The organism is Pseudomonas sp. Fl5BN2 (assembly GCF_009908205.1).
GTDB lineage: Bacteria > Pseudomonadota > Gammaproteobacteria > Pseudomonadales > Pseudomonadaceae > Aquipseudomonas.
In genome coordinates this window covers 167,656-180,044 of record NZ_JAAARL010000015.1, presented here as the reverse complement: position 1 = coordinate 180,044, position 12,389 = coordinate 167,656, and the positions used below count along the sequence as shown (strand labels likewise).

The 12,389-nt window shown below is 63.4% G+C and carries 13 protein-coding genes; 6 read left to right on the top strand and 7 right to left on the bottom strand.

Annotation, left to right across the window (positions count from 1 at the left end; genetic code table 11):
* Positions 1-4: 4 nt before the first annotated feature.
* Positions 5-316 (top strand): Nif3-like dinuclear metal center hexameric protein, encoded by a 312-nt coding sequence (locus GV819_RS21500; protein WP_161758075.1) that lies wholly within the window; start codon positions 5-7, stop codon positions 314-316.
* A gap of 70 nt (positions 317-386) precedes the next feature.
* Here GV819_RS21500 and nagE read toward each other — a convergent pair whose 3' ends face one another.
* From nagE to GV819_RS21465, 7 genes are all read right to left on the bottom strand, one after another.
* The gene (gene nagE / locus GV819_RS21495; RefSeq protein WP_161758058.1) at positions 387-2,093 is read right to left on the bottom strand and encodes an N-acetylglucosamine-specific PTS transporter subunit IIBC; all 1,707 of its coding nucleotides are present in this window, start codon (positions 2,091-2,093) and stop codon (positions 387-389) included.
* Positions 2,094-2,115: 22 nt separating this feature from the next.
* Positions 2,116-4,638, bottom strand: a complete 2,523-nt coding sequence (gene ptsP, locus GV819_RS21490) for a phosphoenolpyruvate--protein phosphotransferase (protein ID WP_161758057.1) — start codon at positions 4,636-4,638, stop codon at positions 2,116-2,118.
* Positions 4,639-4,665: 27 nt separating this feature from the next.
* Positions 4,666-5,688, bottom strand: a complete 1,023-nt coding sequence (locus GV819_RS21485) for an SIS domain-containing protein (RefSeq protein ID WP_161758056.1) — start codon at positions 5,686-5,688, stop codon at positions 4,666-4,668.
* Positions 5,669-6,775 carry an N-acetylglucosamine-6-phosphate deacetylase gene (gene nagA, locus GV819_RS21480; RefSeq protein ID WP_161758055.1) on the bottom strand — a complete coding sequence of 369 codons (1,107 nt, stop codon included), beginning with the start codon at positions 6,773-6,775 and terminating at the stop codon, positions 5,669-5,671. The genes GV819_RS21485 and nagA overlap by 20 nt, the downstream gene beginning before the upstream one ends.
* A 28-nt stretch (positions 6,776-6,803) precedes the next feature.
* A complete protein-coding gene (locus GV819_RS21475; RefSeq protein WP_161758054.1) occupies positions 6,804-7,535 on the bottom strand; it encodes a GntR family transcriptional regulator in 732 nt (243 codons plus the stop codon).
* A gap of 273 nt (positions 7,536-7,808) precedes the next feature.
* Positions 7,809-8,312: a L,D-transpeptidase family protein gene (locus tag GV819_RS21470; RefSeq protein ID WP_161758053.1), complete on the bottom strand. Its 504-nt coding sequence runs from the start codon at positions 8,310-8,312 to the stop codon at positions 7,809-7,811.
* Positions 8,313-8,360: 48 nt separating this feature from the next.
* Positions 8,361-8,912, bottom strand: coding sequence for an NUDIX hydrolase (locus tag GV819_RS21465; protein ID WP_161758052.1), 552 nt, complete (start codon positions 8,910-8,912; stop codon positions 8,361-8,363).
* Between the two features lie 136 nt (positions 8,913-9,048).
* Here GV819_RS21465 and GV819_RS21460 point away from each other — a divergent pair, with 136 nt between their 5' ends.
* From GV819_RS21460 to purT, 5 genes are all read left to right on the top strand, one after another.
* Entirely contained in the window at positions 9,049-9,648 is a 600-nt protein-coding gene (locus GV819_RS21460; RefSeq protein ID WP_161758051.1) for a CoA pyrophosphatase, read from the top strand.
* Positions 9,649-9,703: 55 nt separating this feature from the next.
* Complete coding sequence (locus GV819_RS21455) at positions 9,704-10,228, top strand: gamma carbonic anhydrase family protein (RefSeq protein WP_161758050.1); 525 nt, start codon at positions 9,704-9,706, stop codon at positions 10,226-10,228.
* A complete protein-coding gene (locus GV819_RS21450; RefSeq protein WP_161758049.1) occupies positions 10,225-10,440 on the top strand; it encodes a DUF1289 domain-containing protein in 216 nt (71 codons plus the stop codon). The genes GV819_RS21455 and GV819_RS21450 overlap by 4 nt, the downstream gene beginning before the upstream one ends.
* A gap of 144 nt (positions 10,441-10,584) precedes the next feature.
* On the top strand, positions 10,585-11,052 hold the full coding sequence (locus GV819_RS21445) for a preQ0 transporter (RefSeq protein WP_161758048.1): 468 nt from the start codon (positions 10,585-10,587) through the stop codon (positions 11,050-11,052).
* A 101-nt stretch (positions 11,053-11,153) separates the two neighbouring features.
* Positions 11,154-12,335 carry a formate-dependent phosphoribosylglycinamide formyltransferase gene (purT, locus tag GV819_RS21440; protein WP_161758047.1) on the top strand — a complete coding sequence of 394 codons (1,182 nt, stop codon included), beginning with the start codon at positions 11,154-11,156 and terminating at the stop codon, positions 12,333-12,335.
* Positions 12,336-12,389 lie beyond the last annotated feature (54 nt).

Here is a 12,389-nt window from a genome sequence, read left to right as displayed (position 1 = left end):
GCTGATGTACAAGCTCAGCTTTTTCGTGCCTCCCAGCCATGTGGAGCAGGTCAAGAACGCCGTATTCGCCGCCGGTGGCGGTCGTATCGGCGACTATGACCAGTGCGCCTGGCAGGTGCTTGGCCAGGGTCAGTTTCGCCCGTTGGACGGCAGTCAGCCGTTTCTCGGGCAGGCCGGCCTGGTGGAGCGGGTGGAGGAGTGGAAAGTCGAGCTGGTGGTGGCCGATGAATTGATCCGTTCGGTGGTGATGGCGCTCAAGCAGAGTCATCCCTACGAAACGCCAGCCTATGAAGTCTGGCGCCTGGAAGCGTTCTGAGGTTATTCACCAATAAAAAGCCCGCTGAACCGGAAACGGTCAGCGGGCTTTTTTGTGTCTCAAGGCACCCTCAAGCCCCGGCACTTACCTCCTGGTGCATCAGCGACTGCAACGCCACCTGCAGGCCACTGGCCTTTTCGCCAATCAGCACATGCCAGACGTCTCCCTCCAGCCGCCGTGTGCCCTGGCAACCCAGTGCCTTGAGCGTGGACTCCGACAAGCTCCGGCTGTCACTCAATTGCACCCGCAACCGGGTCAGGGCTACACAGTCCATCTGCAGCAGGTTGTCGCGGCCGCCGAGGGCGTCGAGCCATTGCTGTGCTTCCGGTACGGGAATGTCGATCTGCCGTGGGGCGGGTTCAAGGGTTGGGGGCACCGTGGTGCTGGCCGACGTCGGCAACGCCTGACGGATTTCGTCGGCAATGCTGTCGGCCATCGGTCCGACCACCACTTGCAGGCTGCCACCCTTGCCGGGGCGCACTACGGCCATGGCCCCCAAGGCCTTCAGTTCCGCATCTGCGGCCCGGCTGCGATCCGCCAGTTCCAGGCGCAGACGAGTGGTGCAGGCACCAACCGTGATCAGGTTGGCTGCGCCGCCCAGGGCCTTGATATAGGCACTGGCCAGTTGGTCGGTACTGAGCTCGGTCTTTTCGCTGGACGGGCTGTCCTCGCGACCCGGGGTCTTGAGGTTGAAGCGCCGGATACAGAAGTCGAACACCAGGTAGTACACCACGGCATACAGCAGCCCCACCGGAAATACCTTCCAGCCGTTGGTCGAGCGACCCCAGCCCAGGGCCATGTCGATGGCGCCACCGGAGAAGGTGAACCCCAGGTGGATATTCAGCAGATTGGTCAGGGCCATGGCCAGCCCGGTGAGCAACGCGTGCAGCAGATACAACAGCGGAGCGAGGAACATGAAGGCGAATTCGATGGGCTCGGTGACCCCGGTCAGGAACGAGGTCAGGGCCATGGACAGGAAGATCCCGCCCATTACCTTGCGCCGCTCCGGCAAGGTGTTGCGGTACATGGCCAGGCACGCAGCGGGCAGGCCGAACAGCATCATCGGGAACATCCCGGTCATGAACTGGCCGCCCTTGGGGTCGCCGGCGAAGTAGCGGGTCAGGTCGCCGGTAACCACCGCACCGGTGGCCGGGTCGGTGAAGCTGCCAAAGATGAACCAGGCCATGTTGTTGAGGATGTGGTGCAGGCCGGTGACGATCAGCAGGCGGTTGAACACGCCGAAGACGAAGGCACCGAAGCTGCCGCTTTCCAGCAGCAACTGGCCGAAGTTGTTGATCCCGTGTTGGATCGGCGGCCAGATCAGGCCAAACACTACCCCCAGGCCAACGGCCGTGAAGCCGGTGGCGATCGGCACGAAGCGCCGGCCGCCGAAGAATGCCAGGTACTCCGGCAGCTTGATGTCCTTGAAGCGGTTGTACAGTGCACCCGCCATCAGGCCGCTGATGATCCCGGCGAGCATGCCCATGTTGATGCTGGCATCCAGTACCTTGAGGGTCGAGATCATCACCAGATAGCCGATGGCTCCGGCCAGCCCTGCGGTGCCATTGTTGTCCTTGGCAAAGCCCACGGCGATGCCGATGGCAAAGATCAGCGCCAGGTTGCCGAAGATCGACTGCCCGGCATCGTGGATGATCGCGATGTTCAGCAGGTCGGTGTCACCCAGGCGCAGTAGCAGGCCGGCGATGGGCAGGATGGCGATGGGCAGCATCAGCGCCCGGCCGAGGCGTTGCAGGCCCTCGATGAAATACTGGTACATGGCGTCTCTCCTGGAGTTCTTGTTATGGGTGCAGAGGCCAATGCCGTGCGCAGGCCTGGCGGACTGCGGCGGCGCCGGGGAGGTTGAGCAATGACTGGGCGAGGTGCCGGCACTCGGCCGCATCCAACTGGCGTACCCGGTCTTTGATCTCGCCCACTTGCGGTGGGCTTACCGACAACTCGCTGACCCCGAGGCCGATCAGCACCGGCGTGGCCAGTGGGTCGCAAGCCAGGGCGCCGCAAACCCCGACCCAGCGTCCATGGCGGGCGGCGCCGGCGCAGGTCTGGGCGATCAGCCGCAGCAGGGCGGGATGCAGGGCATCGACCCGCGCGGCCAGCCCGGCATGGTCACGGTCCATGGCCAGGGTGTACTGGGACAGGTCGTTGGTGCCGATGGACAGGAAGTCGGCGTGTTCCGCCAGTTGCTCGGCCATCAGCGCAGCCGCTGGCACTTCGATCATCACCCCCAGCTCCGGGCGCTGGGCCAGGCCCAGTTCGGCGGCCAGTGCGTCCAGGCGCTGGCGGATCTGCAGCAGTTCGGCGACTTCGGTGACCATCGGCAGCATCACTCGGCAGCGCTGCAGTGGCGTGACTTGGAGCAGTGCGCGCAATTGCTGGTCCAGCAGTTCCGGGCGCGCCAGGGCCAGCCGGATGCCCCGCAGGCCGAGCACCGGATTGGCCTCCACCGGCAGCGGCAGGTAGTCCAGTTGCTTGTCGCCGCCGACGTCGATGGTGCGGATGATCACCGGCTTGTCGCCCATGGCATCCAGCACTGCCTGATAGGCCTGTCGCTGTTCGACTTCGTCTGGCGCGGTGTGGCGATCGACGAACAGGAACTCGGTGCGCAGCAGGCCGACGCCATCGGCGCCACCCTGGTGTGCTTCCCGGGCTTCTTCGCTGGAGGCGACATTGGCCGCCACTTCGATTTGCTGGCCGTCCCGGGTCAGGGCGCTGGCATGGGCTTGCTGTTGCTGTGACTGGCGACGTTGTCGGCGTGAGTCAGCGGTTTGTTGCACTTGCTCGATACGGCGAGGGTCCGGGGCCAGTTCCAGGCGTCCGCCATCGGCATCCAGCACGACCTGTTGGCCGTTGCCGATGCTCAGCACTTCCTGGCCCAGGGCTACCAGGCAGGGCAGGCCCTTGCCCCGGGCAAGAATCGCCACGTGAGAGGTGGCGCCGCCGGCGGCCATGCACAGGCCGGCCACGCCCTGGGCACTGAGTTGCAGCAGGTCGGAGGGGGTCAGTTCCTCGGCGGCGACAATCGCCCCGGCCGGCAGATCGCAGTGCCAGGCCTCTCCCAGCAGCGCGCGTAGCACTTGCTGTTGCAGGTCTCGCAGATCATTGGCGCGCTCTGCCAGCAGCGGGTTGCCCAGTTGCTGCAGCACCTGGCATTGCTCGGTGATTGCCGCGCTCCAGGCGTGGGTGGCGGCACGTCCCTGAGCGATCGCCGCGTCGCTGGCATCGAGCAGGGTCGGGTCTTCGAGCAGAGCCAGGTGAGCGTTGAAAATATCCTGTTCTTCCTGGTTTCGACGTTGTCTGGCTTGCTCCAGGGTGTGCCGGATATCCCGACGTACCTGGTCCAGGGCCGCACTCAGGGCGAGGCGTTGGGCTTGCGGCTGATGCTCGCCGAGATCTTCCGGGAGCGCTATGGCGTTGAGCCGGAACAACGGGCCGCTAACCAATCCCGGGGCGGCGCAGACGCCATGTAGCACTCCATCCTCTGTGGGGCGGTGGGCGATCTGGGCGGGCGCCGGGGTGGCGGCGTGAGTATCTGCCGCCAGGGCGGTGCCCAGGGTCTTGAGCAGAGCCTGCAAGGCCTCTTGGCAATCGGCGCCCTGGCAGCTGACCAGCACTTCATCCTGCTCGCCGATGCCCAGGCCCATCAGGGCCATCAGGCTGGAACAGGAGGCACTCTGGTCCTTGAAAATCAGCTGTGATCGGCTGCTGAAACCCTCGGCAGTCTGGCGCACCAGGGCGGCGGGGCGGGCATGCAGGCCGCCGCGATGGGCGACCTTGATCCGGGCGCTGGCCTGTTCGCTGGAGTGTGCCTGGGTCTGTGCCTGGGCAGCCTGGTTTGCCCTGGGGGTGATGTGCAGCAGTGGCTCGCCGACCTTGACCGATGACAGGGGCAGGTGGCGCAAGTCGAAACCCTCGCCGTTGGTCAGGATCAGCAGGCTGATCAGGCTTCGGCAGTGCTGCGCTACGTAGTCGAGGTCAACCCACAGCAAGGGTTGGCCGGCATTCACCTGTTGCCCTTCCTCCACCAGCAGGGCGAAACCTTCACCTTGCAGCTCGACGGTGTCCAGGCCCAGGTGCAGCAGCAGTTCGGCGCCGTTGGCAGCGCGCAGGGTCACTGCATGGCCGGTACGCGCCACCTGGATCACCTGGCCGGCGCAGGGCGCATGCAAGGTGTTGTTGAGAGGGTCGATGGCAATCCCGTCACCCATGGCACCGCTGGCGAACACCGGGTCGGGAACGCTGCGCAGCGACAGCACGGGCCCGCTTAACGGGGCACTGAGCGTCAGGTCGTTATTGTTGTTGTGCATGGCGCAGTACTCATCAATCAAAGGGGCTTAGTGCGTACGGGTCACTTTGCTCAAGTGGCGCGGCTGGTCGGGGTCCATGCTGCGGGCCTCGGCCAGGCTGGCGGCCATGACGTAAAAACTCTGGATCGCCAGGATCGGATCGAGCACCGAGTTCTCTGCCCGGCTCAGGGTCAGGTCCCGTTCGGCAATGTCATCGGGGGCCGCCAGCAACACCTTGGCGCCGCGCTGGCGCATATCGGCGGCGAGGCTCAGCAGGCCGCCCTGTTCCGCGCCGCGTGGGGCGAATACCAGCAAGGGATAGTCGTGGTCGATCAGTGCCATCGGGCCGTGACGGACCTCGGCGCTACTGAAGGCTTCGGCCTGGATGGCCGAGGTTTCCTTGAGCTTGAGTGCGGCTTCCTGGGCGATGGCAAAGCCGGCGCCACGACCGATCACCATCAGCCGCTGGCAATCGCGCAGGGCGTTGACGGCGAGCCCCCAGTCCTGGGTCGCGGCCTGCTGCAGGCCTTCGGGCAGCGCCAGGCCGGCCTCGAGCAAGTGAGTGTCCTCGTTCCAGTGGCCGATCAAGCGGGCGCTGGCGCTGAGGGTGGCGATGAAGCTCTTGGTGGCGGCAACGCTCTGCTCGGCACCGGCATACAGCGGCAGGGAAAACTCGCTGGCGGCTTCCAGTGGGCTGTTTGGCGCATTGACCATGGCCACGCTGAGGGCGCCGCGTTTGCGCAGCAGGCGCACGCTGTTCACCAGGTCCGGGCTCTGTCCCGATTGCGAAAAGGCGAACACTGCCTGGCCGCTGACCCGCAGGGGGGCTTGTTGCATGGTCACCACGGACATTGGCAGCGAGGCCACCGGGATGCCCACTTGCTGCATGGTCAGGTAGGCGAAGTAGCTGGCGGCGTGGTCGGAGCTGCCCCGAGCCACGGTCATTGCCACTTGCGGTGGCTGGCGTCGCAGGCGGCCGGCGACCTCGATCAGCGACGGGTCCAGATGCTGCAACTGGCTACTCACGGCAACGTGCGAGGACAGCGCCTCTTCAAGCATTTTTGAAGTCAATGTCTTCTCCTTCGACCATGACAGCGGTCAGTGTGAGTGCGCGGTCCAGGCGCACGCTGTCGGCCCAACTGCCAGGTTGCAGGCGGCCGCGTTCAGGGATGCCGAGATAGTCGGCAGGAAATTGCGACAGGCGCTGCGAGGCCTCGGCCAGGGGCAGGCCGATCTTCACCAGGTTGCGCAGGGCCTGGTCCATGGTCAGCGTGCTGCCGGCGAGGGTGCCGTCTGGCAGGCGTACGCCGCCCAGGCACTTGGTCACTGTATGGCTGCCGAGTTTGTACTCACCGTCGGGCATGCCGGCGGCAGCGGTGGAGTCGGTGACGCAGTACAGGCAGGGGATCGAGCGCAGTGCCACACGGATTGCCCCGGGGTGCACATGCAGCAGGTCGGGAATCAGTTCGGCGTACTGGGCGTGGGCCAGGGCCGCGCCAACGATCCCGGGCTCGCGGTGATGCAGGGGGCTCATGGCGTTGTACAGGTGAGTGAAGCTGGTGGCGCCGGCGGCGAGGGCCGCCACTCCTTCTTCATAGCTGCCCAGGGTGTGGCCGATCTGCATGCGCACGCCACGGGCGCTGAGGGCGCGGATCAAGCCGTCGTGGCCGGCAATTTCCGGGGCGATGGTGATGACCCGGATCGGCGCCAGTTGCAGGTATTCCTCGACTTCCGCGAGCAGCGCGGTGTGGGCGAAATTGGGTTGTGCGCCGAGCTTGCCGGGGTTGATGTAGGGGCCTTCCAGGTGCACGCCGAGGACTCGCGCGCAGCCATCGGCGCGTTGTTCTGCGTAGCTCCCGAGTTCCGCCAGGACTTGGCGGATCTCCGCGCTCGGTGCGGTCATGGTGGTGGCCAGCAACGAGGTGGTACCGAAGCGCAGGTGGGTGCGGGTGATGGTCTGGAAGGCTTCACTGCCTTGCATGACGTCCTTGCCGCCGCCGCCATGCACATGCAGGTCGATGAAGCCCGGCAGCAGGTAGGGCAGGTCGTTTTCCGCTGGATCGCAAGGGCTGCCTTCGACGGCGATGACCTTGCCGTCCTGGTGCACCAGGCGACCGCGGACCCAGCCTTGGGGCGTGAGGATGTTGTCTTCGGACATGGGCGTTTCTCTGGCTCCAGGGGCGGATTCAGCGTCGCAGTTCGGCGACGAAGTCATAGAAGTTGTTGCGGCAGTAGGTGTCGGTGACTTCGATCGGGATGTTGTCTTTCTGGTAACCGACCCGAGTCATCAGCAGCATGGCGGTGCCGGGGGCAATGCCCACCAGGGCCGCGAACTCATCCGAGGCGTTGATCGCCTGGATGTGTTGCAGGGCGCGTACCACCGGCTGACCGATGCGCTCCAGGTACTCGTAGAGCGAGTCACCCACGGTTTCCGGCTTGGCGATGATGGTCGCCGGCAGGGTGCTCATCTCGATTGCCATTACGGTGTCGTCGGCCTTACGCAGGCGCTTGAGGCGGGCCACCTTGTCGTTGGGGGACAGGCCGAGGCGAATCAGCTCTTCGTGGGTTGGCAGGCTGATGCTGCGTTCCAGCCACAGTGAACTGGGCACGAAGCCCTTGTGGCGAAGCATTTCGCTGAAGCCGGAGAGGCGCGACAGCGGCTGTTCCAGGCGTGGCGTGATGAAGGTGCCAGAGCCCTGGCTGCGACGGATCAGGCCGCGTTCGAACAAGACCTCCAGAGCCTTGCGCGCGGTGACCCGGGAGATGCCCAGCAGTTCGCTGAGGTTGCGTTCCGAAGGCAATGCCTGCTCGGCTTTCCATTGGCCGGCATGAATCGCCGCTTCCAGGTTACGGGCCAGTTGCAGGTACAGCGGAGTCGGTTGGGTGTCGTCGGGACGCAGGGTCAGAAGGTGATTCATCTGTAGGTTTTCCGATGCGGTTATTAGGTTGTTGTCGCCCGGTAGTGCCGAAAAACTAATACCACTTAAATACCATGTCAATGCCGCCGGTCAGCTGTGGGCACCGTAAAACGGGCACTTGCGGGGTGCCTGAGAGGATAAAGGAATGAAGTGGTATTAGGCAGGTCTGGCAGCGAGGGCCATAACCTCAGGCGGCGACCCGTAGCGGGTCGCGAAGTGGTATGCGTGCCGTGGGGCGTGCGAGGGGATATTTTTTTTTCAGCGAAAGGGCATTTAAGGGCGGATTTCGACCATGGTGCCGTCTTTGACCAGGCCCCAGACCTCACGCATATCGACGTTGCGCATGGCGATGCAGCCATCGGTCCAGTCCAGAGTGTGGAAGTACTGCTCTGGAAACTCTTCTGTGTCCGGGGTGCCATGAATCATGATCATGCCGCCCGGGTTCACACCTTCACGGCGCGAGCGCGCGGCATCGGTGATGTTCGGATAGGAGATGTGCATGGCCAGGTTGTAGCGATCGCTGGTCTTGCGCCAGTCGACCCAATAGAGGCCTTCCGGGGTGCGTTTGTCACCTTCCATGAGCTTGGTGCCCTTGGGTTTCTTGCCCAGGGAAATCCGGTAGGTCTTCAGGGGTTTGCCGCCATTGATCAATTGCAATTGATGGGCGGATTTGAGCACCAGGACTTTTTCGATGATCTTGCCGTCCAGGGTTTCCACCGTGGAGGCCTGGCACACAGCAACGAAGGAACAGCACAGCAGGGCAAGCAACCAGCGCATTGACACGATATCCCCAGGCGCGCACGGGTTGCGTGCACGTTTTATTATTTAACTGATGGCAGGCTGAGAAAGCGGCGGAATGGATTCGGAGCGCACTTCAAAGGCCTCCGCCCGCCGGTCAGCAAAGAAGCATTCTAAGGTACGGCCGACGGTGCGGAAAGCCAGCTCGGACCAAGGGATATCGGCTTCGTCGAACAACTGCAATTCCAGGCTCTCGGGGCCGGCGGCAAAGTCCAGGTCGGCCAGCTCCGCGCGAAAGAACACGTGCACCTGGCTGATGTGTGGCACGTCGATCAGGGTATAGAGGCTAAGGTTGCGCACCCGCGCGCACGCCTCCTCGAAGGTCTCGCGGATGGCCGCCTGTTCGATGGTCTCGCCGTTCTCCATGAAGCCCGCCGGCAGGGTCCAATAACCCAGGCGTGGCTCGATGGCACGCCGACACAGCAGCACCTTGCCCTCCCAGGTGGCCAGGCAGCCGGCAACGATATTGGGGTTCTGATAATGGATGGTTTGACAGTGATCGCAGACAAAGCGCAGGCGCGAATCGCCTTCGGGAATGCGCTGGGTCACCGGGTTGCCGCACTGGCTGCAAAATTTCATGCTGGGTATCCGAAAAGGCTGCGGCTATCTTGGCGCGGCGGGCCCATTGTCGGCAAGTTGTCGTTGAACGACCGGGGGTTGGGCGGTTGATTGGATTGGTGCATGATGCACGGTAGCCAACAGATCGAGATGCCTCATGCTGGACGAGCTACTTCATCGGGTAAGCCGTTACACGCCGCGTACGCTGGAGACCGACCGACGTTTTCCCGAGGCTGCGGTACTGGTGCCCATCACCCGCAGCGAAGAACCGGAGCTGGTGCTGACCCTGCGCGCCAGCGGGCTTTCGACCCATGGCGGTGAAGTGGCTTTTCCGGGTGGTCGACGCGATCCGGAAGACCCGGACCTGATTTTTACCGCACTGCGTGAGGCCGAAGAGGAAATTGGCTTGCCGCCGGGGCTGGTGGAGGTCATCGGTCCCCTGAGCCCACTGATTTCCCTGCATGGGATCAAGGTTACGCCCTACGTCGGGGTGATTCCGGATTATGTCGAGTACCGGGCCAATGACGCCGAGATCGCCGCCGTTTTCAACGTGCCCCTGGAGTTCTTTCGCCAGGACCCGCGTGAGCACACTCATCGCATCGACTACCAGGGCCGTAGTTGGTACGTCCCCAGCTATCGTTTTGGTGAGTACAAGATTTGGGGCCTGACCGCGATCATGATCGTCGAGCTGGTCAATCTGCTGTACGACGCCAGGATCAGCCTGCATCACCCGCCGAAAAACTTTATCAATAGCTGAAGCCATCACCCGTATGGCATACACCCGCGGCTGCCTGAGCCATGAGGACAATAAGATGAAATACCGCCTGGGCGACGCCCGAGTCGACACCCATCCGCAGAGCTGGGTGGCCCCTAATGCCACGCTGGTGGGCAAGGTCAAGCTGGAGGAGGGTGCCAGCGTGTGGTTCAACGCGGTGCTGCGTGGCGACAACGAACTGATTCTGATCGGCAAGCACAGTAACGTTCAGGACGGCACCGTGATGCATACCGACATGGGCTATCCGCTGACCATCGGTACCGGTGTGACCATCGGCCATAACGCCATGCTGCATGGCTGTACGGTGGGCGACTACAGCCTGATCGGCATCAACGCAGTGATTCTCAACGGCGCGAAGATTGGCAAGAACTGCATCATTGGCGCCAACTCGCTGATTGGCGAAGGCAAGGAAATTCCTGACGGTTCATTGGTCATGGGGTCGCCGGGCAAGGTGGTGCGTGAACTCACCGAGCCACAGAAGAAAATGCTCGAAGCCAGCGCCGCCCACTACGTTCATAATGCCCAGCGTTATGCCCAAGACCTGGTTGAGCAAGAGCCATGATTACCCCTGAAAGACCCGTCGCCTCGCCCTGTGTGAACATCTGTGCCCTGGACGAGCAGGACATCTGCACCGGCTGCCAACGCACGGTGGATGAAATCACCCGTTGGAGTCGGATGGACAATAGTGAGCGGCGCACGGTCTTGGCCTTGTGCCATGAGCGCGCCAAGTCCAGCGGGTTGTTATGGATGATCGGGTCCAGCTCGGCTGGTTGATCCGGTCTTCTCGCTGGCCGGGCTGCTCCTGCAAGGCGTTTGTGCGGCGCTGGCTTGCCAGCGCAACGCACCTCAGGACTTTCTTGGTCCAACCCCCGCGCCTGAAGTAACCTGTGCGCCTTCCTGACAGGTACTTTCCAGCCCATGCTCTTCCTGATCGCCTATATCAGCAGTGTCGTGCTGACCAACTATGCCTTTTCCACAGCGCCGCACCTGGACATCATCTGGTCGGCCTGGGGCGGGTTGGTGTTTGTCTTGCGCGACATGGTGCAGACCCGTTTCGGACATGGCGCCATTGTCGCCATGCTGGCCGCCCTGGTGCTGTCCTACGTGACCTCTGACCCAGCTATTGCCCTGGCCAGTGCCAGCGCTTTCGCCGTTTCGGAATGCATTGACTGGCTGGTTTTCAGCATCACCAAGCGGCCCCTGCATGACCGCCTGTGGATCAGTTCTGCCCTGAGCATTCCCCTGGATACCTTTATCTTCTTTGGCATGATCGATGCGCTGACTCCAGGGGTGGTTCTCACCGCCCTGGGTTCGAAGTTCGCCGGGGTCACCGTCGTCTGGCTGGCCATGGCCTGGCGTTTGCGCAAAGCCGCGTGCGCTAGCTGAGCCAAGGCCTGCGGTTCATGTAAAATGCCGCGCTCTTTCTCCCCATGGGTCGCCCGCCTGGCGCTCGGCCCTCGATGATCCGCTCCTTTGAGGACCTTCAGATGACTCGTATCGGAACTCCATTGTCGCCAACCGCGACCCGCGTCTTGCTTTGTGGCTGTGGTGAGTTGGGCAAGGAAGTGGTGATCGAGCTGCAACGCCTGGGTGTTGAAGTGATTGCCGTGGACCGCTACGCCAACGCTCCGGCGATGCAAGTGGCCCATCGTAGCCACGTGATCAATATGCTCGACGGTGCAGCCCTGCGGGCGGTGATCGAAGCCGAGAAGCCGCACTTTATCGTGCCGGAAATCGAAGCCATCGCCACCGCGACCCTGGTGGAGCTAGAAGCCGAAGGCTTCACCGTGATCCCGACCGCACGGGCGACCTCGCTGACCATGAACCGCGAAGGCATTCGTCGCCTGGCCGCTGAAGAGCTGGATCTGCCGACCTCGCCGTATCACTTCGCCGACACCGTCGAAGACTATCGCAAGGCCGTGGAAGACCTGGGCTTCCCTTGCGTGGTCAAGCCAGTGATGAGCTCCTCGGGCAAAGGCCAAAGTCTGCTGCGCAGCGTCGACGACGTGCAGAAAGCCTGGGACTACGCCCAGGAAGGCGGGCGTGCTGGCAAGGGCCGGGTGATCATCGAAGGTTTTATCGACTTCGATTACGAAATCACCCTGCTGACTGTGCGTCATGTCGGTGGCACCACTTTCTGTGCTCCGGTCGGTCATCGTCAGGAGAAGGGTGATTATCAAGAGTCCTGGCAGCCCCAGGCCATGAGCCCAAAAGCCCTGGCTGAGTCCGAGCGTGTGGCCAAGGCAGTGACAGAGGCCTTGGGCGGCCGCGGTCTGTTTGGTGTGGAGTTGTTCATCAAGGGCGATCAGGTGTGGTTCAGCGAAGTCTCGCCGCGCCCGCATGACACCGGCCTGGTGACCCTGATTTCCCAGGACCTGTCGCAGTTCGCCCTGCATGCGCGGGCCATTCTCGGCCTGCCGATTCCATTGATCCGCCAGTTCGGGCCTTCGGCTTCGGCGGTGATCCTGGTGGAAGGCCAGTCGACCCAGACCGCGTTCGCCAATCTCGGCGCCGCCTTGAGCGAGCCGGACACTGCGCTGCGCCTGTTTGGCAAACCGGAAGTCAACGGTCAGCGGCGCATGGGCGTGGCCCTGGCGCGTGACGAGTCGATCGAGGCTGCCCGGGCCAAGGCAACACGCGCTTCCCAGGCGGTGGTGGTCGAGCTGTAAAGCCATTCGCCGGCCGGCTTCTACACACCATCTGTAGGCGCTGGCCGGCGAATA

What these genes read in the sequence shown, in the direction of transcription:
- GV819_RS21445 (WP_161758048.1), top strand. Translation starts at nt 10,585, where the DNA reads ATGCTCTTCCTGATCGCCTATATCAGCAGTGTCGTGCTGACCAACTAT.
- GV819_RS21500 (WP_161758075.1), top strand. Translation starts at nt 5, where the DNA reads ATGTACAAGCTCAGCTTTTTCGTGCCTCCCAGCCATGTGGAGCAGGTC.
- GV819_RS21455 (WP_161758050.1), top strand. Translation starts at nt 9,704, where the DNA reads ATGAAATACCGCCTGGGCGACGCCCGAGTCGACACCCATCCGCAGAGC.
- nagA (WP_161758055.1), bottom strand. Translation starts at nt 6,775, where the DNA reads ATGTCCGAAGACAACATCCTCACGCCCCAAGGCTGGGTCCGCGGTCGC.
- GV819_RS21470 (WP_161758053.1), bottom strand. Translation starts at nt 8,312, where the DNA reads ATGCGCTGGTTGCTTGCCCTGCTGTGCTGTTCCTTCGTTGCTGTGTGC.
- GV819_RS21475 (WP_161758054.1), bottom strand. Translation starts at nt 7,535, where the DNA reads ATGAATCACCTTCTGACCCTGCGTCCCGACGACACCCAACCGACTCCG.
- purT (WP_161758047.1), top strand. Translation starts at nt 11,154, where the DNA reads ATGACTCGTATCGGAACTCCATTGTCGCCAACCGCGACCCGCGTCTTG.
- ptsP (WP_161758057.1), bottom strand. Translation starts at nt 4,638, where the DNA reads ATGCACAACAACAATAACGACCTGACGCTCAGTGCCCCGTTAAGCGGG.
- GV819_RS21465 (WP_161758052.1), bottom strand. Translation starts at nt 8,912, where the DNA reads ATGAAATTTTGCAGCCAGTGCGGCAACCCGGTGACCCAGCGCATTCCC.
- nagE (WP_161758058.1), bottom strand. Translation starts at nt 2,093, where the DNA reads ATGTACCAGTATTTCATCGAGGGCCTGCAACGCCTCGGCCGGGCGCTG.
- GV819_RS21450 (WP_161758049.1), top strand. Translation starts at nt 10,225, where the DNA reads ATGATTACCCCTGAAAGACCCGTCGCCTCGCCCTGTGTGAACATCTGT.
- GV819_RS21460 (WP_161758051.1), top strand. Translation starts at nt 9,049, where the DNA reads ATGCTGGACGAGCTACTTCATCGGGTAAGCCGTTACACGCCGCGTACG.